Annotated in this window: 21 protein-coding genes; 10 read left to right on the plus strand and 11 right to left on the minus strand. The window is 44.4% G+C overall.

What is annotated here, in order from left to right:
- Positions 1 to 44: 44 nt before the first annotated feature.
- The 3 genes from ABK01_RS02865 to ABK01_RS02875 all read right to left on the minus strand — a co-directional run bounded on the left by ABK01_RS02865 (position 45) and on the right by ABK01_RS02875 (position 3,413).
- A complete protein-coding gene (locus ABK01_RS02865; protein WP_253676187.1) occupies positions 45 to 1,538 on the minus strand; it encodes a sugar ABC transporter ATP-binding protein in 1,494 nt (497 codons plus the stop codon).
- Between the two features lie 59 nt (positions 1,539 to 1,597).
- Positions 1,598 to 1,825: a hypothetical protein gene (locus ABK01_RS02870; RefSeq protein ID WP_253676188.1), complete on the minus strand. Its 228-nt coding sequence runs from the start codon at positions 1,823 to 1,825 to the stop codon at positions 1,598 to 1,600.
- Between the two features lie 376 nt (positions 1,826 to 2,201).
- Positions 2,202 to 3,413 (minus strand): substrate-binding domain-containing protein, encoded by a 1,212-nt coding sequence (locus tag ABK01_RS02875; protein ID WP_212565989.1) that lies wholly within the window; start codon positions 3,411 to 3,413, stop codon positions 2,202 to 2,204.
- A 461-nt stretch (positions 3,414 to 3,874) separates the two neighbouring features.
- Here ABK01_RS02875 and ABK01_RS02880 point away from each other — a divergent pair, with 461 nt between their 5' ends.
- Both ABK01_RS02880 and recG read left to right on the plus strand, forming a co-directional pair.
- Positions 3,875 to 4,489, plus strand: coding sequence for a hypothetical protein (locus tag ABK01_RS02880; RefSeq protein WP_253676189.1), 615 nt, complete (start codon positions 3,875 to 3,877; stop codon positions 4,487 to 4,489).
- Positions 4,425 to 6,602 (plus strand): ATP-dependent DNA helicase RecG, encoded by a 2,178-nt coding sequence (gene recG / locus ABK01_RS02885; RefSeq protein WP_253676190.1) that lies wholly within the window; start codon positions 4,425 to 4,427, stop codon positions 6,600 to 6,602. The genes ABK01_RS02880 and recG overlap by 65 nt, the downstream gene beginning before the upstream one ends.
- Before the next feature lie 443 nt (positions 6,603 to 7,045).
- Here recG and ychF read toward each other — a convergent pair whose 3' ends face one another.
- Positions 7,046 to 8,152, minus strand: coding sequence for a redox-regulated ATPase YchF (gene ychF / locus ABK01_RS02890; RefSeq protein WP_212565993.1), 1,107 nt, complete (start codon positions 8,150 to 8,152; stop codon positions 7,046 to 7,048).
- 113 nt (positions 8,153 to 8,265) lie between these two features.
- Entirely contained in the window at positions 8,266 to 8,634 is a 369-nt protein-coding gene (locus tag ABK01_RS02895; RefSeq protein WP_230974561.1) for a DUF4143 domain-containing protein, read from the minus strand.
- A 392-nt stretch (positions 8,635 to 9,026) separates the two neighbouring features.
- Between ABK01_RS02895 and ABK01_RS02900 the strand changes: the two genes are divergently transcribed.
- The 3 genes from ABK01_RS02900 to rlmN are packed head-to-tail and all read left to right on the plus strand — an operon-like array spanning position 9,027 to position 11,581.
- Entirely contained in the window at positions 9,027 to 9,359 is a 333-nt protein-coding gene (locus ABK01_RS02900) for a hypothetical protein (protein ID WP_016522184.1), read from the plus strand.
- Entirely contained in the window at positions 9,352 to 10,518 is a 1,167-nt protein-coding gene (locus ABK01_RS02905) for a tetratricopeptide repeat protein (protein WP_212565995.1), read from the plus strand. Before ABK01_RS02900 ends, ABK01_RS02905 begins: the two co-directional genes overlap by 8 nt.
- A 58-nt stretch (positions 10,519 to 10,576) precedes the next feature.
- Complete coding sequence (gene rlmN / locus ABK01_RS02910; protein WP_253676580.1) at positions 10,577 to 11,581, plus strand: dual-specificity RNA methyltransferase RlmN; 1,005 nt, start codon at positions 10,577 to 10,579, stop codon at positions 11,579 to 11,581.
- A gap of 106 nt (positions 11,582 to 11,687) precedes the next feature.
- Here rlmN and ABK01_RS02915 read toward each other — a convergent pair whose 3' ends face one another.
- Complete coding sequence (locus tag ABK01_RS02915) at positions 11,688 to 12,785, minus strand: OmpL47-type beta-barrel domain-containing protein (protein WP_230974562.1); 1,098 nt, start codon at positions 12,783 to 12,785, stop codon at positions 11,688 to 11,690.
- A 44-nt stretch (positions 12,786 to 12,829) separates the two neighbouring features.
- On the minus strand, positions 12,830 to 13,351 hold the full coding sequence (locus ABK01_RS02920) for an OmpA family protein (protein ID WP_253676191.1): 522 nt from the start codon (positions 13,349 to 13,351) through the stop codon (positions 12,830 to 12,832).
- Between the two features lie 409 nt (positions 13,352 to 13,760).
- Between ABK01_RS02920 and ABK01_RS02925 the strand changes: the two genes are divergently transcribed.
- Positions 13,761 to 14,579, plus strand: a complete 819-nt coding sequence (locus tag ABK01_RS02925; RefSeq protein WP_212565997.1) for an SDR family NAD(P)-dependent oxidoreductase — start codon at positions 13,761 to 13,763, stop codon at positions 14,577 to 14,579.
- Between the two features lie 112 nt (positions 14,580 to 14,691).
- Positions 14,692 to 15,186: a flavodoxin domain-containing protein gene (locus tag ABK01_RS02930; protein ID WP_253676192.1), complete on the plus strand. Its 495-nt coding sequence runs from the start codon at positions 14,692 to 14,694 to the stop codon at positions 15,184 to 15,186.
- A gap of 106 nt (positions 15,187 to 15,292) precedes the next feature.
- On the opposite strand, the gene ABK01_RS02935 is transcribed toward ABK01_RS02930, so the two are convergent.
- Positions 15,293 to 16,069: a MerR family transcriptional regulator gene (locus ABK01_RS02935; protein WP_253676193.1), complete on the minus strand. Its 777-nt coding sequence runs from the start codon at positions 16,067 to 16,069 to the stop codon at positions 15,293 to 15,295.
- 122 nt (positions 16,070 to 16,191) lie between these two features.
- Here ABK01_RS02935 and ABK01_RS02940 point away from each other — a divergent pair, with 122 nt between their 5' ends.
- The 3 genes from ABK01_RS02940 (at position 16,192) to ABK01_RS02950 (ending at position 20,245) form a co-directional block, all read left to right on the plus strand.
- Complete coding sequence (locus ABK01_RS02940) at positions 16,192 to 17,604, plus strand: YfcC family protein (protein WP_162664161.1); 1,413 nt, start codon at positions 16,192 to 16,194, stop codon at positions 17,602 to 17,604.
- A gap of 145 nt (positions 17,605 to 17,749) precedes the next feature.
- Positions 17,750 to 18,787, plus strand: coding sequence for an amidohydrolase family protein (locus ABK01_RS02945; RefSeq protein WP_253676194.1), 1,038 nt, complete (start codon positions 17,750 to 17,752; stop codon positions 18,785 to 18,787).
- 66 nt (positions 18,788 to 18,853) lie between these two features.
- On the plus strand, positions 18,854 to 20,245 hold the full coding sequence (locus ABK01_RS02950) for a YfcC family protein (RefSeq protein WP_253676195.1): 1,392 nt from the start codon (positions 18,854 to 18,856) through the stop codon (positions 20,243 to 20,245).
- 37 nt (positions 20,246 to 20,282) lie between these two features.
- Here the strand turns inward: ABK01_RS02950 and ABK01_RS02955 are convergent, their stop codons facing one another.
- The 3 genes from ABK01_RS02955 to ABK01_RS02965 form a co-directional block, all read right to left on the minus strand.
- Entirely contained in the window at positions 20,283 to 23,042 is a 2,760-nt protein-coding gene (locus ABK01_RS02955) for a PD-(D/E)XK nuclease family protein (protein ID WP_253676196.1), read from the minus strand.
- A 359-nt stretch (positions 23,043 to 23,401) separates the two neighbouring features.
- Entirely contained in the window at positions 23,402 to 24,691 is a 1,290-nt protein-coding gene (gene grdB, locus ABK01_RS02960; RefSeq protein ID WP_253676197.1) for a glycine reductase complex selenoprotein B, read from the minus strand.
- Between the two features lie 10 nt (positions 24,692 to 24,701).
- Positions 24,702 to 25,991: a glycine/sarcosine/betaine reductase component B subunit gene (locus ABK01_RS02965; RefSeq protein WP_253676198.1), complete on the minus strand. Its 1,290-nt coding sequence runs from the start codon at positions 25,989 to 25,991 to the stop codon at positions 24,702 to 24,704.
- Between the last annotated feature and the right edge of the window lie 116 nt (positions 25,992 to 26,107).

The raw sequence follows: 26,107 nt of genomic DNA on the forward strand, positions 1-26,107 counted from the left end.
AAATATCCGTGTTCAATTATATTTAATGATTTTCAGCTGTCCAATTATAAGTACCGAGCGGAAAGACGCAGCAGCGCTTCCTGATCGGTGGTAGCGGTATCGACAATACCGGCAAGGCGGTAGTTCGACATAACGGCAATGCGGTTGGTAATGCCCAAGATTTCCGGCATCTCACTCGAAACAACGATAATCGTCTTTCCCGCTTTCGCCATATTGATAATAAGCTGGTAAATTTCGTACTTCGCCCCGACGTCGATCCCGCGGGTCGGTTCATCCAGCAAAAGAATGTCGGGCTGGCGTTCAAGCCATTTGCCGATAATCACCTTCTGCTGATTCCCTCCGCTCAGCGCGCTAATCAGCTCATCCGCAGAAACACACTTTGTGTGCATCGTCTTTATTTCACGGTCGGCAGCCTCCTGCATTTTGCGGTTTGACAGCACGCCGAATGTTTTATAGGTTTCGAGATTTGCAATAACGGTATTAAATTTAATGGTAGCTTTACCGAACATCCCGTTGAACTTCCGTTCCTCGGTTACCAGCGCAAAGTTATAGTCCATTGCATCCTTGGAATTGGAAAAATGGAGCTTTTTCCCGGCCAAGAGCATCTCGCCCGATGCAATAGTGCGAAGACCGAAGATACTTTCCAAAAGCTCGCTCCGCCCCGCGCCGACCAGCCCGTACAGCCCAAAAATTTCTCCCTTTTTTACCGTAAAAGAAATATCCTTTAGCTGAGGTTCATAGCGGGTCGTAATATTCCGCACCTCAAAATAATCCTCCCCGACTTCATTATCCACATCAGGGAAGCGCTTTTCCAACGAACGTCCGACCATCGCCGAAATCAATTCATTCATATTCGTATCGTGAATATTTTTTGCCAGCGTCAGCCGTCCGTCGCGCAGTACCGCCACCTCGCTGCATATCTGAAAAATCTCATCCATTTTATGAGAGATATATACAAACGATACGCCCTTCCGGCTTAACGACCGTACAATAGAAAACAGTTTAATAACTTCCGGTTCCGTTAAAGAAGAAGTCGGCTCATCCAGCACGATAACCTTCGCATTATACGAAACGGCCTTTGCAATCTCTACCATCTGCCGCTGCGAAACGGACATCGTACGCATAATCGTGCGTGCATTCACATTCATTTTAAGAGACGCAAACAGCGCATCCGCATCCTTTTGCATCTTCACTTCATTTACCGCGCCGAACCGGACAGGATACCTTCCTAAAAAGAGATTATCCATCACAGTACGGTCAAGGCATTGGTTCAGCTCTTGATGCACCATCGCCACACCGTTTTCCAGCGCATCCTTGGGCGACTTAAAATCGATCAAGTTATTCTCAAGGAAAAAGCGTCCTTCGTCCTTCGCATAAATCCCGAACAGACACTTCATCATCGTCGATTTTCCGGCGCCGTTTTCTCCCATCAGTCCGACAACCGCCCCTCTTTTCACCGTCAAACTGATATTTTCCAATACCTTGTTTTTAGCAAAAGACTTTGAAAGATTTTTAATTTCAAGTACCGTGTCTTCCATAGCTATTCCTTACATGGTTTTTTTCGGTTTCGGAGCGCAAAACTCCCTGTGCAGTACATTCAACAACTTTTTTCTTCTTTATATATATAGTAATTTTTACTATTATTTTGGGCGTTCCCTGCTTCAAACGGCAAACGCGGCCTGCCGTTTGAAGCAGGTCGGGCTATCCGCTTGTATCTTTTTAGCGCTTCTGCAAAATCCCGCAGCGCTTCTCCTCGCGTCGAAGGCTGCCGTTGCAATACACCGGCACTAAAAAGGATACCGCTTCTATCCCTACCGCTGTGCATATTTTGACCTCCGTGTCAAAATATGCACGACGAGTTTGCTTATCGCAAACTCGCTTTTGCATGGAACCAGCGGCATCCGTGCCGCTATTTGAGAGTACATCCTTGTACTCAGCTTGACTACAAGTTTGTTTCACAAACTTGTTTCTGTTTAATGCCACGAACATCCGTGTTCGTTCTGTATTGACATCCGTGTCAAAATATGCACGACAAGTTTTACCATTCGGCAAAAACATCGCTTTTCTGACAGGATGTCAGTGGTTCTATACAGAATCGAGTTTTTCATCAGAAAAACTCGAAGTTCAGAAATGAACACGGACGTTCATTTCTGAACGATGGCATCCGTGCCGCTACTGACAGGATGTCAGGAGTTTTCTATTTAATACTTCAGCTTGCCGGTGTAGTCTGCGCCGGAGTTGGTCTTTACCATATTGACTGCGAATGCGTCAAAGTTGTTCAGGTTGGTAAAGCGATCCAAGCAGCTGGACTCGTTTTGTCCGTCGCCCTGTACGATTGTCAGATCGATGTTCAAAAGCGGAGCGTAGTATTTCAGTGCCGGAACATACGAAGAAGAAAGGAAGTTATCGGCAGAGTTGTAGATTGTCAACAATACCTTTTTCTTATCGGCCTGTGTCTGCTTGATGCCCGTGTCGCGGCTGCCGCCGGAGTAGTTCTGCCAGTTTTCGGCATTTACGCCTGAGTTTTCCGCCATAACGGCTTTTACGTCTGCCCAGTACTGTACGGGCGCAGTGATCTTATTACCGTATTTGTCGGCAACGGAGATACCCTTGGTGTATACGTCCTCTCCTGTTAAACCGTCGAGCAAGTTGCGTAATACTTGCAGTGTCGCAGTTGCCTGTGCGTCTACGTTCTGAGAAACGGTTCCCGAAAGTTTGCCGTTTCCGATTGCTTCGATCGCGTCTGCGTTTGCATCATAACCGAAAATCGGAACGCCTGCCGGATAGTTTGAAGCCTGTAAACAGCCCATTGCCATACCGTCGTTGTTGGAAACAACCATGTCGATCTGATCTGCAAATTTGGTTGCCCAGCCGCCCATTGCTTCGGTTGCGGCGTTTGCATTCCATGTGGAACCGTCGGTTCCGGTCATTGCTTTTCCTTCAAGCTCTACGACTTTTAAGGTCTTTCCTGCGATGGTGATTGAACCTTCCTGAACTGCTCCCGGATCGGTGGAACCTGCCCATGTGCCGAGCGCTCGCCTGATACCTTCGGTTCTCGCCTTGGAATCGTTATGCCCGACGTCGCCGATGCACAGTACATAGCCTAACACGCCGTCGCCGTTGCGGTCGATCGAAGCGTCAGCCTTGGCAAGGAACTCCACAATCAACGCCCCCTGAACGGCTCCCCCGCCTGCAGCGTCAAAACCGACATAGTAGGTCTTGTCGTTCCAGTTCATCGTCGTCATATCGATTTCACCGGTTGTCGGATCGGACGGCTGCCGGTTAAAGAATACGAGCGGCTTATCCTTGTTGAGCGTTGCGGTGCTTTTTTCTCCGCAGCTTGCAAGAACCAAAAGGCTGCACGCCAGCACAGCCAATACAACTTTGTGAGATACTTTTGAAACATAGTTCATAGATATCTGCCTCCTCAAAATAAGTCGGTATTTAACTTTAACTGTGCTCTTTGAGCGGTAGAAGTTAAATATCCGTACGACTGCATATTATACTATATAAGTGTAAAATTTTCAAAACCTTTTTTTTGAAAATAGGCGGGCATCTGCGTTGTCGCTTAACAAAAAACAGTCCTCGACGTACAAAAAGTACGCCTGCGGGTGTTTTTTGTACGCTCCTAGCATCTGCTCCACCTATTTTCAAAAAAGCTAACAGTGAAAGGCTTTTCAGAACCGACAAGGACGTCGGTGGTTCCATACAGAAGCGAGTTTGCTTGCAAACTCGTAGCCCACGAATGTACACGGATGTACATTCGTGGGCGAGGCATCTACGGCGTTGCTGCGCAAAAATAAATGCTCGACGTACAAAAAGTACGTCTCCGCTTTATTTTTGCTCGCGCCTTGTAGTTTCAGAACGGACACGGATGTCCGTGGTTATAAGCAGCAGCGATGTTTTTGCACAGCAAAAACTCGCGTCCGGAAGTGTACACGGATGTACACTTCCGGACAGGCTATTTTCAAAAAAGCTAATGGTAAAAGGCTTTTCAGAACCGACAGGGATGTCCGGGGTTCTATACAGTATCGAGTTTTTCGTTTATGAAAAACTCGAAGTTCAGAAATGTACAAGGACGGACATTTCTGAACGATGGCATCCCTGCCGCTACTGCAAATCCTCAACGTATCAAAAGTACAAAAAAAGCGGCGGGGCTCTGGATGGTGAAATTACCCTTGTTGATGATGCAGCTGTGTACAAAAATATGTCAGGTAATGAAACAGGCTACGGTTTTTATCGTTTTATCGCTGTTAAACCGAAAAAACTGGTGATTGCTTCGAACGGAGCATGGGGTAAGGACGGACTCATTTCATCGCCTTCGGTGCTTAATAATAAAGATGCGGTCTTTGAATGTGATTTGTCGGACATGATACTCTCGAAACATCTCGCCGTAAGGCTTTTTCTTGTGGTATACTGCCATTATGCTGATTGGAGAAATTCAAACGCCTGTGTCAAATCTGTATGGGGCGGGAAAAACAACTGTTGAACAGCTGAGTCGGCTGGGGGTCTCGACGGTCGGTGATCTACTACGGCTCTGGCCGCGCACATGGGAAGACCGCAGCAGGTATAATACGCTCAGCGAATGGAATAAATTTCATAAATTGAATGTTCCGGTAACGGTTATGGATCAGCAATGGTTCGGCTACGGGCGTATGAAAACGCTCAAGTTGATTGTCTGCGATTCGGAAGGCACCCGCGGCGAGTTGGCGTGCTTTAACCGGCCTTTTTTAGAAAAATCGTTTCCGGAAGGTACAAAGGCGCTGGTCTACGGAAGTTTTTCCGTTAAATACGGGGCTATCCAATCGAGTTCTTTCGATATAGAAAAATATGATACGGCGGAGCGCCGTATTTTGCCGGTATATCCGCTGACGCAGGGGCTTACCCAGACAAAACTGCGTAAACTCATCGATCAGGCGCTTAACTCGTATGCGCGGGGAATCGATTCCGAGCTTCCCGCCGACGTATTGAACAAATACGGCTACCCCGATAAAAGAACCGTGCTGTTTGCAATGCACCGCCCCGCTTCTATGCAGGAGGCGGAAAATGCCCGCACCGCGCTCATCTTTGAAGAGTTCTTCCTGTACGAGGCGGCTGTCGGTATGCGCGCACTCGAACGGCGCGGTATGCTGCCGCGTACGACGGGGGCAAAAGGGCAGGGGAGCGGCTTCCCTGCCCAGACGGCAAAGGGAGACAGTCAAGCGGTGCCGGAAGCTCATACCGGCGGTGATGGATGCGCCGGAGAGGAAACAGGCGGCCAATCGGCGACGGATACGCTCCAGTACCAGTACGCATACAGCCCGCTGCAAAAGGAGCTGCTTTCACGCCTGCCGTTTACGCTTACCGCAGACCAGCAAGCCGTTATCGCAGAGATTAACGCCGACCTCGACGGAACGGCGCCCGCCGCCCGCCTTATTCAGGGAGATGTCGGTTCCGGTAAGACATTGGTTGCATTTTTAGCCTGCTTAAAAGTGATAGAGGGCGGCGGACAGGCGGCGCTGATGGCGCCGACTGAGCTGCTGGCACGGCAGCATGCCGATAATGCGGCAAAGCTTTTGGAACCGCTCGGTGTACGGCTTGCCTTTTTAACCGGTAACCTCAAGGCGGCGGGACGCTCTCAGCTGTTACAGCAGCTCGCCTCCGGTAATATCGACCTCATCATCGGTACGCATGCCCTTTTTTCCGCACAGACGCTGTATAAAAACCTGCGTATGGTCGTTATCGACGAACAGCACCGCTTCGGTGTACTCCAGCGTTCTGCAATTATCCAAAAGGGCATCGACAGCGGAAAAAAGGCTCCGCATTTTTTGATGATGAGTGCGACGCCCATTCCGCGGACGCTTGCGTTGTCGATGTTCGGCGACCTCGACATTTCCGTCATCAAAACGATGCCTCCCGGGCGCAAGCCGGTGATTACCTATGTTGCTCCCGAGAGCAAGGCCGAAAAAGTGTATTATTTTATCGGGCAGGATATCCTTGCCGGAAAGCAAGCCTACTTTGTATGCCCGATTATTGAAGATTCGGAGACGCTCAGCCTAAAATCGGCGGAAGATATGTTCGCGGAGTTGAGTCGGGATTTTCCCCATCACCGGCTTGCACTTTTGCATTCCAAGGTGCCGGAGGACGAAGCGCGGGCTATTATGCAGGAGTTCCGAGCAGGAGCTATTCACATCCTTGTGGCTACCAGCGTTATTGAAGTCGGTGTTGATGTGCCGAACGCGACCTGTATGGTCATCGAACACGCCGACCGCTTCGGCCTTTCGGCGCTGCATCAGCTGCGGGGCAGAATCGGACGGGGTAGCGATCAATCCTATTGTTTTTTGCTCTATGGGAAGAATATTACCGAAACCGGCATGGCGCGGCTCAAGGTGATGGCAAGCACGACTGACGGGTTTGTTATTGCGGAGGAAGATTTGAAGCTGCGGGGGCCGGGAGACATCGGCGGCATTGAGCAGTCCGGCTATTGCGGTTTTGAACTTGCCGATCCCATCCGCGACTTTGCGCTATTGGAAAAAGCTCGCATTGCCGCCTTCGAAATGCTTGCCGCGCAGCGCGTTCAGCAAAGTACATGGACGTACTTCGCTGAACGAGCGACGCAGTAGATGATGTCCTCTCCGTAAGCCTTTTGAAAAGATGTGGCGTAGATCCGAGGCGCGAGAAAAAATTAACCGCAGGCATGTTGAAAAGCGTACTTCCGTGTACGCTTTTCAACGACAAGTTTTTCTAGCGAAAAACTTGCTGCTGCATGGAACCACGGACATCCTCGCCCAAGAATATACATCCGTGTATATTCTTGGGCTGCAAGTTTGCGGGGCAAACTTGTTACTGCGTAGTGCCACCGACATCCGTGTCGGAAATGATACGTTGAGGATTAATTTTTTCGCAGCAACGGCATATCGGAAAACATACTTTCCGTAAGCCTTTTGAAATAGACGATGCAGATGCTAGGAGCTTAGGAGAAATAAAGCGGAGACGTACTGATTGTACGTTGAGCATTTATTTCTCCGTAGCGACACCGCAGATGCGCCGTATATTTCAAAAGGTGCTAGACGTTGAATTTGAAGAACATTATATCCCCATCCTGCACGACGTATTCTTTGCCTTCTTGGCGGTAGCGGCCGGCTTCTTTGATTTTTTGTTCAGAGCCGTATTTAAGGAAGTCGTCAAAACTGTAAACTTCCGCTTTAATGAAGCCTCGCTCAAAATCGGTGTGGATAACGCCGGCTGCCTTGGGGGCGGTATCTCCTGCGTGGATAGTCCATGCGCGGCATTCGTCTTTTCCGGCGGTAAAGAAGGTACGCAGTCCGATTAAATGATACGCTGCGTGAGCAAGAACCGATAAGCCCGAAACCTTGAGCCCGATCTCTTCCAAAAAGGCGGTGCGTTCTTCCGCATCGTCGATATCGGCAAGCTCCGCTTCAAACTTTCCGCAGATAACAACGGTTTCGGCTCCCTCTTGCGCGGCGATTTTCTTAACCGTTTCGATATAAGCATTGCCATTCTTTATTCCGTCTTCATCGACGTTACAAACATAGAGCTGCGGCTTCATGGTAATCAGGTGCGTGTCGTACATTACGGCTCGCTCTTCGTCGGTTAAATCGGCATTGCGGGCGCCCTTTCCGTCTTGCAGCAACGGCTTGATTTTTGCAATAGCGCTCATCGCAATCGCAGCCTCTTTCTGCATATCCTTGCCCATTCGTGTTGCCTTATCCGCCCGTTCCGCCCGCTTTTCCAGCGAGGCAAGGTCGGCAAGTGCGAGTTCAATATTGATGGTTTCTATATCCGAGGCGGGATCAACTTTATTATTTACGTGAACGATGTCGGGATTGTCAAAGCAGCGCACGACATGCGCAATAACGCCAACTTCACGGATGTGGGAAAGAAACTGATTGCCGAGCCCTTCACCCTTTGAAGCGCCTTTTACGAGTCCTGCAATATCGACAAACTCGACGGCAGCGGGGATGGTCTTTTTCGGTTCAAAAAATTGCGATAGCTTTGCGAGCCGTTCATCAGGCAGATCGACAATACCGACATTCGGGTTAATGGTACAGAACGGATAGTTTGCCGCCTCCGCAGGGGCACGGGTCAATGCAGAAAAGATGGTCGATTTACCGACATTCGGCAGTCCGACAATACCGCAGTTTATAGCCATAGGGGAACCTCTTTAATCGATTATATCACATAGAAAGACAGCTAAACTTCCTGTGATCTCACTTCATTTTATCTTATCGGATTGTATACCGAAGCGGGCGAAAAGTCAAAGGATCAGATAAATTCGAGCCATTTTTTGATTACCGGCAAATCGTACGAAGGCACATCTTTCAAAATACCCTGATCAACAAAATCGGTCAAAGAAAATTTGAATGCAATTTCAGGATGATAGGTATCTCTATACAGCTTAAAACTTTTAGCATGGTGATTAATTCCCGCCTTTACTTCGACAGGAATAACATGATCGTCATTCTGAAAAATAAAATCAACTTCTGCAGTGCCGTCTTTCGCCGACCAATAATACGGTGCTATTTCAAACTCACTTATCAATTGCTGGCACACAAATTGCTCGGTAAGGGTTCCCTTAAATTCCGTGAAGAGTCTATTTCCTTCAAGTAAAATCTTTGCACTTAAACCTGTCATACTGCAAAACAAACCTGTGTCTACAATAAAAATTTTGAACGTTCCATATCTTCATACGCTTTCAACGGAATTCACTGCTTGTTTATGCGGTGCACTTTAAGCAAAAGCCCCGCATTTTTGAGCCAGTTGATAGCGCTTTCGTATTCACGGACTCTGGCACTTTCTTTTACAACAGAATAAAGAAATTTCTTGTTTTCTTTTGCAAGCTGACTTGGAACGGATGCCCATGAGAATGAGCTGTTCTGAGGAACTCCTTTTTCGGTTAGATTTAACGTGATTCAATGCGGGGGCTTGTCATAAATGTATCTATTTTATAAAATGGGAGTGTCAGTATTAAATAAATAGTTCTGTTTTTTCAGAAAAGTTTATAAATTTATTAAAGACGAAGTAAAATGGGATCGGATAATAAGCATTTTATTAAAGTAACTGAAAACGCACTCACTCCTCTCAGTTCTGAACAAAAGGTAGTATTAAATCGGCGCGGTAACCAGCTCTTTAACGAAGGCTTTATAAACGAAGCTCAACGTATTTTTATTACTACCGGCTATTCGGATGGCCTTACAAGAGTAGGCGATTATTATGCTGCAAAAAATAATACGTTAGAAGCGCTTCGTATGTATTGTCTTGCAAAAAATAAACGCAAATCGGAACCGATCATTGATTCGCTTGTTCGGCTTATTAGAGTGTTAATAGATACTGAACCAAAAGGAGTAGAAAATGTTTGAAAGTATTGAAAATGGTTATTCCGAGCAGACCGACTCGTTATTTCCTGCGTCATTAGATTCCGCTCAAGAACTTCATCATGCAGAAGGAACCGATGAGCTTACAAGACTTTCACGTGAGGGATATCTTTTCTTGAAAGCAAATGAAATTGATCGGGCAGAAACTGAATTTAAAAAAATGTTAGAGCTTGATGAAAATAATAATTATGCTCTTGTCGGACTTGGGGACGCCGCTCGAAAACGGAATAAATGTAAAGAGGCTGCAGAATATTACAGCGAATGTTTACGGCACCATCCGGGGAATAATTATGCGTTGTTCGGGCTGGCGGATTGCTATAAGAATATGAATTTATATGCAAAGGCCATAGAGATTTGGGAGCAATATCTGGAACATGATAATGCAAATATCACCGTCTTTACTCGCGTTGCCGATGCATATCGAAAGATACACGATTTTCAAAATTCAAAAAAGCTTTATTTAAAAGTGCTTGAGATCGAGGAGAATAACCCGTATGCACTTATCGGTTTGGGACATCTGCATTACGATTTTAAGAAGTATCGCGAAGCACTTGTTTATTGGCAAAAGATTTTTGATCAAAATCCTGACAATGTCGATATCCGTATCTTAACATCGATTGGAAATTGTTACCGAAAGATGAAGCAATTTGACCATGGCGTTTATTATTTTGAAAAAGCCCTTGAAAAAGATCCCGATAATTTTTACGGTTTGTTCGGTCTTGCGGACTGCTACCGCGGTATGAAGCAGCAGCAGCATTCAATAAAATATTGGGAGGCTATTCTTAATAAAGATCCGAATAATAAGGTTATTCTTACTCGTATGGGTGATGCATACCGGCATATCGGTGATTATGAAAAAGCCGAACATATTTATCAACGTGCACTTGATATCGATTACGATTCCTATGCAATACTCGGTCTTGCAATTCTGTGTAAGATTCAGGGGAAATACGATGAGGCGATAACCAGCTTAACGCATTTGATGCAGGCAGACCGGAAAAATTACCGTATTTATCTTGAGCTTGCAGACTGTTATATTCATACAAACGAGAAAGCAAAAGCAATTGAAGTGCTGCAAGCGTTCCAACAGTACGGCATCAAAAACCAAGCGGTAAGCGATACCCTTTTTTCATTACAAAATTAAGGCGTATTGATTGGAACAAAGCGACAACAACGTTGCAGAAAAAAACGCCCTTTCAGGAATGCTGCCGGAAGAAATTGCTGCGGTATGCAATTTACCGCAACGGTTTCAGTCTATGCAGATTTTCCAATGGATTGCACGCGGGTGTTCATCTTTTAAAGAAATGACAAATCTCCCGCTTAAGGAGCGGGAACGGCTTGCCGGTGAATATACGCCGCGCAATACCGTATGCGAAACCGTACTGAAGGATCCTGACGGTACGGTAAAGCTCGGAATCGGCTTGCATGACGGCAGCAGTATAGAAACCGTGCTGTTGTTTGACAAAGCCATGCGGAGAACTGCCTGTGTTTCCTGTCAGGTCGGTTGCCCGATGGGCTGTACTTTCTGCCAAACAGGACAGCTCGGCTGTTTGCGTAATCTTGCTCCCAACGAAATTGTAGAGCAATTTTTACATCTGGAAAACATCTGCGGTAAGCTTGATAATATCGTGTTTATGGGTATGGGTGAACCGTTGTTGAACCTCGATAGTATCGCGAAAACCATTGCCGTTCTCACTCACCCTAAAGGCAGAAATCTTTCGCATCGACGGATAACGCTTTCTACATCCGGTATTTGCAAAGGTATTTATGAACTTGCGAACAGGCAGCTTGATATTCGCCTTGCTGTTTCGCTGACTACTGCGGATGAAGACTTGCGGACAATTTTGATGCCTGTTACAAAGGCTAATCCGCTCAGCGAATTAAAAAAGGCAATCCGCTATTTTAATGATAAAACCGATAAGCGGGTAACCCTAGAGCTTGCACTGCTCAAAGACGTCAATACCTCCTATAAGGCAGCGCAACAAGTGTGCGCTTTTGCCAAAGGTCTCAATGTGCATATCAATCTTATCCCGTGGAATCCAGTGCAGCAATTACCGTATAGCACCCCTTCGGATTCCGAAATACGGTCTTTTTATCAGCATTTAACGGCGGAAAACTTAAATGTAACGATTCGGCAAAAGCGCGGCAGAACAATCGGCGGCGCTTGCGGACAATTAGGAAAAAGGGAAGCGCCAAATAATGCATAAAAAAGCGCCGACTAATCATTGAGATTAGCCGACGCTCCAATCAACTAAAGGTTTAACTGCAACAGCAAAATACCGTGCACCTTATTAAAACTTTAGCGTACCCGATTTATTGACCGTTTGCAGGAGCTTCCTCGGCAGAAACGGTTGCATTTTCAGCAGGAGTGGTTGCATCCTCAGCAGGAACATTCCATGTTGCAGGTTCGTTTCCATCTCTGTCGATAATCTCTACATCGGATGCAGGAGTAATCTTGTCTACATAGAATTTGTAGGAGACAGGCTCCGATACATTACCGACGTTATCGATTGCTTTTACATCGATATTGTAAACAGTGTCGGAAGAAAACTGAAGCGGCTCAATATATTTGACATAATCGGCATCATTGATTTTGACATACAGAGCGTCAACACCGGAAAGTTCGTCAGTTGCACCAAACGCAACCGATTCCTTTGTAGAAACGATAATGCGTCCTTCTTCATCAACAACATCGTCGCTCGGGAAAATCATGTATGCATCATCTTTATTGATAAGCCGGTCGCTGTTCTCAATGAAAACGGTAGGCGCCGTTGTATCAACAACAACAGAGACTACTTCGAGCGGAGCCAAGTTACCGACATTATCGACAGCCGTGTAATATATCTTTGCAGGACCTTCTTCGCTTACAGAATAATAAGCATCTTCATCTTCTTTTCCATTACCATGGAGCGTTAAAGCATCTAAATCCGTGCCGATATAGGCTCCGGCAGTTCCGGAACCGGTTAAATCGTCGTTCGCCGAAATGTACCATTTTGTTTCTGCAGAACAGTAAGCAGTCAAGCCCTTGTAAAATAACGGTTCAGTTGTATTCAGCTCGGTTTTGGGCGCTGTGTTATCAACAATGATGGAAATGGTTTTTGCAACTTCAAGGTTTCTGCTGTTATCGAAACCGCGATATGAGATATCGTGCTTACCTTCTTCCAAAATCTGGAAAGGATTGTGATATGTCATAAAGTTTGCACCGTCCAATGAGAATTCAACAAAGTCGAGACCCGTTTCTTTATCTGCCGAATTGAGCTTAAAGAATACATCGCTGTTGACAAAATGCTTATCATCGTTGCGGTATTGCATTGCCGCGCGTTGATAATCAGGGGTCATTGTTTCAGGCACTTGTGCCCAAACTGAGAAGCAAAGAGCCGCAAAAGCAGCGGCAAAGAGTGATTTCTTCATAAATCTTACCTCCAAAACTATAAAAGATGACTTAGGCATCTTTTTTAATAATAAATTTCGACTCTGCGGTTGTGTTTCCGTTCGGAAATTTCCGTGTGAGATCCTGCAGGGTGCTCAGCCCCTTCCGCCGATATGGTCATATTACCTGCTTTAAAGGCGCCGGTTCCTTCAAAATACCGTGCAACAGCAAGCGCACGTTGTAACGACAGTCTTTCTTCTTCTTTTGTGCTGTCTAATTTTGCACAATGTCCGATGATTTTTATCTGTGTTACATCCTTCGCTTTCAACAGCTCGGCAATACTGTCCAACTTATGCGCGGTAAACGTATCAATCCTATACATCTTCGGAGCAAAATAAACCGTTGTTTCGTTACCGGTATTATTTTTCTCGCTTTGCTGCGGTTCCGGTGCTTTTTCCGGTTCGGCAGGTTTTTCTTCCGCAGGAGCGGTTTTAACCGGTTGCTGCTTTACAACGGGTTTTTCTTCCTTCGGTTGCTGAGGCTGTGTGGCGCATCCCATCAGAATTGCCGCGATTAGCAACAGAAGAATACCTTTTAGCTTGCTCAAATTTTGACCTCCTTAAAATACACGATGTTTGCGGTACGCAAGCTCGCAGTGTTTTTAAGCGGTACTATCCGTGCCGCTTAAAATAAACCTTCTTTTTAGATTCACTAATACCGTTTCTATTTTAAATTGACGTTTTTTATTGAGATTCAAAGAATATCGGCCGATACTCTTGCCAAGGGATATGTTGTTATAGCGAAATACTCTCCTATCCGCTATTAAGCTTTCTATAAAACCGGTGCTCCTACACCGTAGCTGTCATACTATCATCATCATCATTTTTGTCAAGCCTCTTTACAGCCTCTTTACAGCCTCTTTATAGCAAAAGCTGTTCCTCTATGCAGATTTTTTGTGTATTATTTTTGTGTATTATTATTGTACAGAAAACCCGATAATGCGAGGCACTACGAATATGGAATATAAAAAAGAGGTAAAAAAGATTGCAGTGGTAACGGGAGGAACAAGCGGAATCGGCTTTGAAACGGTAAAAGCGTTGAGAGATAGAGACTATCGCGTGTATACCGTCAGCAGACGGATGCTTGATGTTCAAACACCTGAAGGTGAAGGTCATTTTTCAGCGGATGTGACGGATGAATATGCACTGACCAAGGTCTTTGCCGAGGTATGGGAACGGGAAGCTCGATTGGATGTCTGCGTTTGCGCTGCCGGCTTCGGTATTTCGGGGGCTGTTGAGTTTACGAAGCTTGAAGATGCAAAAAAACAACTGGAAGTAAATTTTTTCGGCGCTTTTTTAACGATGAAGATAGCTGCTTCATACATGAGGAAGCAAGGCTTCGGAAAGATTCTTGCGGTGAGTTCGGTCGCAGGAGAAATTGCTATTCCCTTTCAGGCTTTTTATTCCGCTTCCAAAGCAGCGCTTGGAAAATTATTGGAGGCATTTGCCGCGGAAATCTTTCCGTTTGGTATACAGTGTGCGCTTATTATGCCGGGAGATGTTGCGACTCCGTTTACGGATGTTCGTAACAAGTCGAATGCCGGTAATGATGTGTATTTCGGGAGAATTACAAAGAGTATTTCAAAAATGGAGCATGATGAACGGCACGGCATACCGGCTGAAAAGCTCGGTTCTTTTATTGCTTCGTTAGCGGATAAAAAGCGGATTGGCTTCTTTTATCCCTATAACGCTTCCTATGCTCTGTTGATAAGTCTGTATCGCTTACTGCCTCGTAGTTTAGCCCTCTTTATCGTTCGAAAACTCTATGCTTGCTGATAAAAAAATAAGAATTATTCTTGATTTTTCTATGGGAATGATTATATTATTACAACAATTGATGTATCAGCAATGATAAATCCATCATCAATAAGAGCAATAGGAGCTTTATATGAGCAAAACAGGAATTTTTTATGCAAGTAAAGGTGGTGTAACCGAAACTTTTGCAAAACAGATTGCAGAAAAACTGGGAGCCGATGTACACAATATGAAAGACACAACCGTAGATGCGATAGCAGGGTATCAGAACGTGGTGCTGATGTCTTCCAGCTATTTCTTCGGCGCCTTAATGGAAGACTGGGGCGGTAAAGTAAAGCTGCTGCACACCGTTGATTTTTCCGGGAAAAATGTCGCGATTGTCGGCGTCGGAAGCCAAGAACGCCATCCCGACAGCTTCTGCTCCGGAGCTGCGGACTTCTATGATAAGCTCCGCTTTAGCGGCGCCCGCTTTGTCGGCGATGTATGCCCCTGCGGATATGAATTTAAGTTCTCCCGCATGGAAAGAGGCGGCAGAATGCTCGGTCTGTGCTTGGACAAGGGCGATGCTAAAGTGAACGAAAAAATCGACGAATGGGTAAAAGCCGTTCAGCCGGTATTTGCAAAATAAGTTTTGTTTGGGAACCTCTAAAAACGGCAAGCCTATCGGCTTGTTCTGTAAGGAAATTCATTAAGTTATCCGCTTTGCGGACTGCGAATCAGTTTTTAGAGGTTCCTTAAAGTATCTCTATATAGGCTTTTAGATAATCTATTCTTTGATTGCGTATGCTTTCGCTTATTAAATAGTTTACGAGAATTTTTCCCGTCCTATGTCTTTTATGTATTATTTTTAGCTTTTCAGGGATATTGTTTAAGAAATTTCGATTTACAATTTCTTCTACAAGAAAAACAATATAACGCTGTTTTTCAGTTTTTTCCCAAAGAATTTTATCCGTTTTATCGGGATATTGCGTAATAATACCCCTCTCATCATCATTAATATCCGAGCTGTTAATGCAACGTACATAGAGAGAAGGATTATTCGCGTATTGTATGAGCTTTTGCTTGTCTCCGTAATCAAACTTTACAACATAGTTAAAGGGTATATCTTCATACGCATATTCTGTATTTTTTAGCTCTTTTATGTTTTTTATTTGTCGGTTTTTTAAAATAATTTTTTTCAACATTATTTTATAATTGTTTATTTTTGTTTCAAAGTCTGTATAGGCATCATTAAGTATTTTTTCGTAATCATTTAAATTTAACATATTAAACCGGCGCATCTCTTTTATAGGAATACCAAGATTGCGATAAAACGAGATTTCGGCAATACCGACTAAATCTGCAACCGAATATTTTCTATAATTATTCATACCATCTTGATTAACAGGAAAAATATTTTCCTTTTGCCAATACCGTAATGTCGGACAGGAGATATTTAAAAGCTCCGAAACTTCGCCGATTGTTAAGTCCTTATTCATAGAACGAAATAATAATAAAATTTTTGTTGACATTCAAGTTACTTTAAGCTTTATGATAAATCTAAAGAACCGGTTACCTTAAATAAATGGCTATTGGATTTTTTATAAGAGAGCTGCGGATTACCTGCGCTTCTCATTTTACAGGAGGTATTTGTATGTCTGACACTGTGGTAGCAAAAAAATGGTTTGAACGTATTAAAGTTCCCCATACCTATGTAATTCTCATAAGTATTCTTATTATTATGACCATCCTTACCCACATCATACCGGCGGGGCAATATGAAAGAGTAAAGGAACCAATATCCGGAAAAATGGTCGTCGTTCCCGGCAGTTTTCAATTTATTGATACTAAAGCTCCAGGATTTTTTGATATATTTCTTTCTTTACAGAAAGGGTATGTCGATGCAGCCAATATTATGTTTTTAATTATATTTGCATACGGATTTGTATATGTACTGGTAAAAAATGGAACGATGGATGCTTCTCTTGGAGCACTCGTTAGACTTGTCGGTAAACATGTACAGCTTATGATTCCGATAGTCATGCTTGTTCTTGGAGTGTTAAGTTCAACAATGGGGATTTTTGAAGAGGTATATGGTCTTTTCCCTGTTTTTGTAGGAATAGCAATAGCGTTAGGTTACGATGCAATAGTCGGTGGTGCAATGGTATATCTGGGGGTTACGATCGGATATGCCGCAGGTACTTTTAATCCGTATAATGTCGTTATTGCTCAAGACGTGGCAGGCGTGGCCGCTTATTCGGGATTAGGATTAAGAATTGCGGTTTTTGTTGTATTTGAAGCTGCTGCAATATTTTATATAATGCGCTATGCTGCAAAAATAAAAGCAACTCCTGAAAAATCGATACTATACGGTTCCGATCCTTATATCATAAAAGAGAAAAGTATTGAGGAACTGACAAGTATAAAAATGACCGGAAGGCAAAAAGTTTGTTTGCTTATCTTTTTTGTTACCTTAGGTATATTATTATATTGCACGACTCAACTTGGTTGGTATATTGACGAAATAGCAGCCATGTTTCTAATGATGATGATATTTGCAGGCATTGCGAGCGGTTATTCCGCTACGGAAATATGTAAGACATTTATCGAATCTACAAAGTCTATGGTATCATCAATGTTAATTGTAGGATTTACCCGTGGGATTTTAATTGTTATGAAGGACGGAATGATTTCAGATACGATTGTCTATTATTTGGTATCCCTACTTTCGGAAACAAGTAAATATATATCTGCCTTTGGAATGCTCTTCTTGCAGAATATCATAAAATTTTTTATTACGGGTTCTTCCAGTCAAGCGACAATTACAATGCCGATTATGGCTCCTACTGCTGAACTAATCGGTTTAAGCAAGCAAATAGCCGTGTTGGCCTATCAATTCGGTAACGGGTTTGCGGAAATGTTTTGGCCTACCTCTTGTGCTTTAGGCTGCGGTTTAATGGGTGTGCCGATTGATAAATGGTATAAATTTGTTACGCCACTCTTTGTTATCGTGCTGTTGCTAGAAATAGTATTTATGACAATTGCGGTAACTATAGGGTATCATTAATAATAATCAATGATATTTTTAAAAGAAAAGGAGATAGGGAATTATGCTTATAAAGAACGGAAATATTTTAAACTTTCAAGCCGGCGGATTTGTTCGGCAAGATATTAGAATTATTGATGGAAAAATAACCGAAATTGCAGAAACATTGGATGCCGATAAAAATGAAGAAATTTGTGATGCTTCAAATAAATATATAACACCGGGACTGATTGATGCTCACAGTCATATTTGCATTAGTGAAGAAGGCCGCGGAGCGATCGGAGATGATTGCAATGATTATAGTGAAGCAGTTATGCCGTATCTTGATACAATCGATGCAATATATCCCTTCGATTCTGCTGTACAAGAAGCAACTGCTCACGGGGTAACATGCGCTTGTGTATGTCCCGGTAGCGATAGTGTAATTGGAGGAATGAATAGCGTTATCCAATTATATGGTAGAACAGTTGAAGAGATGTTGATAAAACGGAAAGCCGCAATAAAATGCAGTTTCGGCGAGAATCCGAAAAAGGCCGGATATGTTTTTAAGTCGAGAATGGGAAACGCGTACCTTTTGCGTAAATGTATAGAAGAGAGCCTTGATTATAAATATAGAAAGGACGAAGCTTTGAAACGGGGCGATTATTTTAAGCGGGATATAGGAAAAGAAAATATGCTTTTAGCAATAGATAAAAAGATTCCGTTCCATGCTCATGCGCACCGTTGTGACGATATATGTACAGCTATAAGAATATGTAAGGAATACGATATTGATTTGGTTATCATCCATTGTACCGATGGAGAAGCTATAATCGATCATTTGGCTGCACATAAATATCCTGTTATTCTTGGCCCAACCATGTACCCGCGCTCAAAATTGGAAAGCATGTCCAGAAGTTTTAAAACGGCAGGGATTTTAAATAAAGCCGGCATAAAAATATGTATTACAGCAGATCATGATGTTACGCCAATATATTATTTATCGGTTTATGCAGCGCAGTCCGTTCGCGCAGGCTTGGATGAAATTGAAGGTTTAAAATCTATAACAAAGAATCCTGCTGAAGTATTGGGCATTGATGATAGAAAAGGCGAAATTCTTGTAGGAAAAGATGCAGATGTGGTAATTTGGTCAAAACATCCGTTTGATTATGATACGAATGTTGAAACTGTATATATTGCAGGAAAACCTATAAGGGGTCGCTAAAAATATACCCGAGTTTTTAGCGATATCTCACAGTATAATCAGTGTAGTTCTAATAATGGAGCGGCTATGATACAGTTTAAGAATAAACTTCTTAATATTAAAATGCCTCATACTTATGTGATATTAGGTATTATTCTGTTATCGGTTATAGCACTTGCATATATTATTCCGTCTGGAGAATTTGATAGAGTGCTGGATGAAAGTTCGGGGAAAATGATAATTATTCCCGATAGCTTTCATTATGCAGAGGGTATAAAGCCTCATTTCTTTGATATTTTTTTGACGCTTCAAAAAGGGTATGTCAGTGCAGCCGGAATAATGTTTTTAATGATTTTTGCTTATGGTTATGTATATCTGTTGATTGATAACGGAACATTAAACAGTGTGATAAATATTCTTATAAAAGCGTTGGGTAAAAAAACATATTTGATTATTCCGGTCAGTATGCTCATCTTTGGCGTCCTTGGTTCAACGATGGGAATTTATGAAGAAGTATACGGTATGGTGCCTGTCTTTATAGGGATTGTTACTGCCTTAGGATATGATGCCGTAGTAGGAGGCGCTATAGTGTTTGTCGGAGTTGCTACCGGATTTGCTGCAGCTACGACAAATCCGTTTTCAGTAGGTATTGCGCAAAGTATTGCCGGTATCAGTATGTATTCGGGAATTGAATATCGAATTTTAATTTTTATTGTATTTGAAGTAACGGTTATTTTATATCTGCTGCAGTACGCAAGAAGAGTAAAAAAAGATCCTAAAAAGTCTATTTTATACGACGAAGAACGGACGCTTATTTTCCCTTTTAAACAGAAAGAAGCCGTTATAACAGTAAGACAAAAAATTTGTTTGATGTTGTTTGTTTTTACAATCGCTATGTTGCTTTATGGGACAACCAAACTGGGATGGTATATTAATGAAATTGCGGCGATGTACCTTATGATGATGATTATAACCGGAATAACTTCAGGATATTCGACGGATAAAATATGTAAAACTTTTATTAAATCGACTCAAAGTATGGTAGGCTCTATGATGGTTGTAGGATTTACCAGAGGTATTGTATTGGTAATGCAAAATGCAAAAATATCCGACACAATTGTTTACTATTTATCGAGTATTTTATACGGACGTACAAAATATATATCCGCCATTGGGATGCTCTTTATTCAGAATATAATAAATTTTTTTATTACCGGTTCTTCAAGTCAAGCTGCAATTACAATGCCTATTATGACTCCCGTCGCCGATATTATACATTTAAGCCGTCAGACAGCCGTATTGGTTTATCAATTTGGAGACGGTTTCTCAAATATGTTTTGGCCTACAGCATGTGCCGTTGAATGTGGTCTTATGGGAATACCAATAAATAAGTGGTATAAATTTATGGCGCCTTTATTTTTGATTATGGTAGTATTGCAGATTATCTTTGCCGCTCTATCGGTTTTGGTGTACGTTTAAATCTATTGTATACTATTAAATACAACAGATATAAGTCTTATTCCTCGACAGCAAAAGTCGTTCTGCAAATACTGTGAAAGGGGCATCCCATACAATCCTGCCATTGCACGGCTGCCGGTTTTCTAAAGTCTTCCATACCGACCTGTTGCGCGTACGCTTGAGCAATTTGTAAAAAAGCCTGTATCGACGGTTCAAATTCTTCCCTCGTTTTAGAACGGGAGCTGCCCTGCGGTATTGCCGCCTTATCGTTGACGATGTATTTTATTTCTTCCTTCGTAATACCGAGGAAAAAAGCGTGCTCCGTCTCCTGCTTGAAAAGTTCGTTTTCCACAAGGAACAGATACATCGGCATTTGGAAATCTCGCATAGCTTCCGAGGTATAGTCTGTAGCGGACGGAACCTTGCCGGTTTTATAATCAATGATAACGGCACGCCCTTCTGCTTCCTGATAGGCGATGCGGTCTACGAGTCCGTGATAGAGGATGTCTCCGCTCCGGTACTGCAGCTCGCCTTCTATCATATACGGCGTATAACCGTCCAGTTTTTCCGCGTCGAACGTAAGCACAAAGTCAACGCTTTTTAAACTGCGCTTTTTAATCGATTCGATAAAAGGCGCGGCAAGCGGCCCTCGGAAATCGGTTTGGCTGTGAACGGTCTCATTAAATATCGATTCAGCCCACGTCCTATAATCGGCGAGATGCGCAGAGATAAATACCCTATCGTTTTCCCGTATACGCTGATAGAGCCGCTCCAAAATACGATGGCAAATGATACCGATATAGCGCGGGTTGAAAAGTTCCGCATCAGTGTCTTCTTCGTCGATGGAAAGTGCCGACGACAAAAACCATTGAGCCGGACAGCCGGAAAAAAGATGTAAGCCGCTTTGACTGATGCGGAACGCCCCGTCCGTATAGTGCCCGGCCTTAAGCTTTTCCGAGAGTACCGGCAGGCTGCCGTTAAAAGGTTCGGTTAAAAAGGAAAAGCCGCGCTCTTGTTTAATACCGGCGAATTGTTCAAATCCTGCTTTTTGTACGGAATACAGCGCTTCCGGCGCAGGTTCTTCCCGTTTAAAGAAGCGATATTCCTGCAAAAGAGAGTCGCTGTCATTCAGGTCGGGACGGGGCGCAAAGGCGGTAAAAATACCATTGCTGACGGTAAAGCCCGAAAAGGTTTGTTCGGAAACGGAAAAGCGCACGGCGCCGTATGTTGCATACACCGCAAAAAAGGCCTGCGTTGCATCTTTTTCGACAACACCGAGTTCTTCCCGTTTGTCTTTCCGTAAAAAGGGAAGTTTTTGATAGATTACCCTGCTTGCCTTTTGATTACAATTGAGGACAAAGTGATGCGCAAAGGGTGTAGCTGCCGCGACCCTAAATGGAAAGATACTGACCGCTCTTCCGGTATTTTGGGGTACATAGATTTCGCGGGTAAGTTGAGCGGTAAAAAAGCGATAGGGTTGTGCCGGCAGACAGTCGGCAAAATCCTCTTCAAGCTGTACCAATTCCTGCATCAGTGTGATACAGCGGCCGATGACGGCATTGTCTTCGGCTGAAAAGCCGTCGGGATTCAGATACTGCGCTCGAAAGAGGATGTACTGCCGCCTCATTTCGGAAAAGCTTTGAGCCTGCACGAACCGCTCGGCAGCTTTCATAAAGGGGAGAAGCCACTCCTTTGCCTGTTCTTTTTCGGCTTGCTCTTCCTCAGCACTGCTATGAGGATTATACGGGATAGGGAGTTTAAACGCCTCCTTCCAGACGTTTTTATAGTGTCCTTCATCCTTCCACGAAACGAGACAGTTGTTTTTTATACCGAAATTGATGAGCGCCTGTATCTGCGCGGGATGCTTCCACGGAATATGAGGATTGAGCAGCAGCGGTTTAAGGCTTTCAAATGAGTAATGTTCCTGCACGCACTGTTCAAGCAATGGAAAAAGCTGCCCCGCCTGCTGTTCGCCGAGTTTAAAGCCGAGCCGGAATTCCGCCGGGATATTCCGCAATGCAAACTCCCTCTTGAGATACGGTACGGTATCTTCAATACCGGCAATGCTGAGCGCAATGTCATCGGCGGGAACTCCGTTTGTCAAGAGCTGCTCAACTGCGAGCGCGGTTGACCGGATTTCTTCCCTCATGGTGCCGAATTGGATAAGCGATGTTGTTTCCGTTTTAAAGGCAGGGGCGGGGAGTATCGACAGTTCCGGCCGTTCTTCCAATAGACTGCGGTATTCGTCAAAATCTTCCATTAATTCGGGATAGAGTAAAATGTACTGTTGTGCATGAGGAATAAATTCCGCCCCTGCCCACGAAGGTTCAAAGAGCCGGTGCGCATCCAAAAATTCCGTATACGCTTTTTTCAAAATCCGTAAATCGGAGAATTCGGCGTCTTTACCGGCTTTATGCTGCGCCGCGCGTTTTTCCCAGTGATCCAATTGCGGCAAAATACCGGCAATCCATTGCGCAAATATGGCGCCGTCGGCTGCGTAGTCCGCCGGGATGATGGTCTGTAGAAAGGGTTTTTCCGCCGCAGCATTATCGGCTGCAATATGATGCGCAAAGAGCAAGCGGATAATCTGAGATGCAGGGTTTTTATTTTCCGCTTGAGCGATACAGCACTCCGCCTTAAAGGCATCCCATGCGATAAACAGTTCAGCAGGAACCGCTGCAAGGCCGGTCAACGCAAGCGCACGGTGCATCCAAAGTCGAGCCGCAATCCGTGACGGAAACACAAAACAGGTGCGGGCGTCCGTACCGTAGCGGCGGATACAGTCTTCTATAGTGGAACAGCCGGATATGATGCGCATAACAACCTCTTTAAATATGTGAAACCTCTAAAAATCTAACCGACTTTTTAGAGATGCCTATGATCTGGTTTCTATCAGCGATGACCGCTCGACAATGGCTATTATACACAAAAAACTTGGATTGAGCATCTCTTAAACTCAATAGGAAACCTCATAGATATCAGATAAGGGTAAATATCAGGAAATACAAGTAATGCCAAATTATAAAGCTACGAATGATAAAGCCATACTACAGCGCACTGGGAGATTAAACCGCACGCATAAAAACGCCCGCTAAAACAGATGCGCTTTAGCGGGCGTTCACACAAGAACTTCTTGTTTTCGACATCAGCTAACAGCCGAAACCGTTAGCCGGTCTTTTAGAACACAGTCTGCTCCGTGATGGGTGTTTGTAAGGCTTTTAAGGCTTTTTCGACAAGCGCACGGCGTAGTTCTTTTTCGTCCTTTGCGTTCATCGTGGGGTTTCCGAGCGGGTGAGGAATTGCTACCGCCGGTACAATTCTGTTCGCTCCTACTGTTTTTGAAATCGGGACTACGGTTGCAATATGCACAACCGGTAAAACTTTTTCAATTTCTTTAACCATCGTTGCACCGCAACGAGTACAGGTGCCTCACGTAGAGGTAAGAATGACCGCCTGCACTCCGGCGTTTACAAGCTTTCCGGCAATTTCGGAAGCAAAACGCTTTGCATTCGCAACGCTGGTACCGTTACCGACTGTCGTATAATACAGCTCATGCAGCTTTCCGATTTTGTGCTCGCGTTCCATATCACGCAATACATCGACCGGCAATACACGGTTGGGGTTAGCGTTACAATAGGTGGGATCATAACCGCCGTGCGCCGTTTCACTGTTTTCGGAAGTCAGTTCGGAGATGCCTTTTAGAGAATATTCTCCGTAGTGAGAAGCGGAAGATGCTTCGATATGATCGGGGTTCCCTTTCGGAACAACACCACCTGAAGTTACCAATGCGATAACCGCCTTGGAAATATCGGTGATAGGCGCATGCGGCGGTACGCGATCGAACACCGGCATCGGATATTCTGTAACAAAAGATTCACCCTTGAGTTTTTGTACGAGCATATCGACGGCGCGTTTTGCCCCGCGTTCTTTTGCAAAGTAGTTTTGACGGATTCCGCGCGGCAGTAAACCGTCGGTGGTAAGGTCGATTGCTTCACCGTTTAATACCTTCTTTGCAACTGCGGCAATTGCAGGTACTGCATGGCGCATATCGGCAGCAGAGTTCTTCGTTTTAACGGTATACATAAAGGCTTTGAATACATCGTATCCGGGATTCTCTTCGTATAAACCGGTGATAGCAGGGATACCAAGTGCAGCTGCCGCTTTTGCAGCGCCGCCGCATGCCATACCATAACGGCCGGCGTTAAAACCGGGACCGGCAATCAGCAAGTCTGCTTCATTTTTCTTTAAAACATCTTGAATAAATGCCATACACTCGTCGGTATGGTCGTTAAAATAATTATCACCGCAGATAATCGTCTTAACGATTTTTCCACCGTCGCCGAGCGCTGCTTGAATCCCCATACCGGGGCCGGCATTTCCGTCGATTACTTCAATCTTGTAATCGGCAACATCTTCTCCGCCCTTTCCGGCAAAGAATTGGTTGATATAGTGTACAATCTTTTTCATTGTTTACCTCTTATAATCCGCATGCGGATAAATTCCAGAAGCCCAGCTCATTAGTTGCGCCGGTAATAACCTGTAATTCCGCTTCGATACTTCCGTCTTCGTGTAAGCTGCCGTCCCATGCGCCTGCAATAACGTTCGCTTGTTGGGGATCACCGATAACCAAGTCCATCTTAGGCAGTTTGATAACCTGATTGGCATTTCCGTTCGACACAACGGCATCTGCGGAAGGATGAGCGTCCGCAAGTGACTGGCTGGCTCCGTCTTGACCTGCATATTCGTCGGTTAGCAATACGGTTTTAATGCCCTTTGCAGCGATCTTGCGGCAGTTCATCATCAAGTCGGCATCGGGATTCCCGAACCCTTCCTCGGAGATAATAACCGCATCAAGGTCGAGCTGTTCCGCAAGGCGTGCAGTCAGGGAAGAAGAGCGTTCTTTATCGGCAAGCGTTACGTTCTCGTTGGTTACGATAACACCGATAAAGTTATAATCCTTTCCGTGCCGTTTATACAGTTCGTGGATAACGGGGCTGTTTTGATGTACATACGTCGGGTTCTTATCACAGGCGGAAACACAGTTGCCACTTACGACTGCGCCGTCCATCGCTTCCGTCGGATACATAATGGTCGGCACAATCTGCTTAACATCAACACCATAATAGTAGGTATCGTGCAGCAGTCCTTGGCTCTGGAGCGCATATACATAGCCGACTTTCGGAAGATTGGGATACTGCTTGGCCTGTTCAATCGGGTTCAGCGTTTCGTAAACTTCGGTTTCAGCCGGAGCAACGGATTTTGCGGCGTTACCCAAATAGCGGGCGGTTTTAAGCCCCATCAAACGCAACGATTTTTCTTTAACGGCTCGGGTAGTGTCATCTTTAACGGTACCTTTTACCACGAGATTCACCGTGCGGGAAAACGGTGTATATTCGGCGCCGGGCCCGCTCATATCGATAATTCCTTCTTGGAATCCGACAACGGTACCGGTTGTTACAACAGCTGCACCGCGGAGTACGGCAGTTTTACCGGAGCCGACCGTATCTTCTTCGCCGGTGAAGAATCCGGGAAAGCAAACACCGCTGCCTTCAATCTTGCAGCGCGGCTCAATAACATCTTTAACGGAAATAATACGAGTTTTATCGCCCGGTTTTGTAATTGTCAGTGAAACATCAGTGATAAGCGGGTCTTCTTTAATAAGAGAGATAAGCTCATCTTTGTTGATTTCGAGACAAGTTCCTTGGATAGCGGTTTTTGCTGCAAACCGCATCTCATGAATGGGAATAATTCCCAGTTCAAGCTTCATATCGACCTCCTATACTTTTTGAAAGGGGCAGACTACCCCCTAAGTATACTATACTATTTTATTGCAATTAATCTAAGCTGTCAATTTATACCGGACATCGCTAAAAACTGTAGATT

This window comes from Treponema sp. OMZ 305 (assembly GCF_024181325.1).
In the GTDB taxonomy this organism is placed as follows: domain Bacteria; phylum Spirochaetota; class Spirochaetia; order Treponematales; family Treponemataceae; genus Treponema.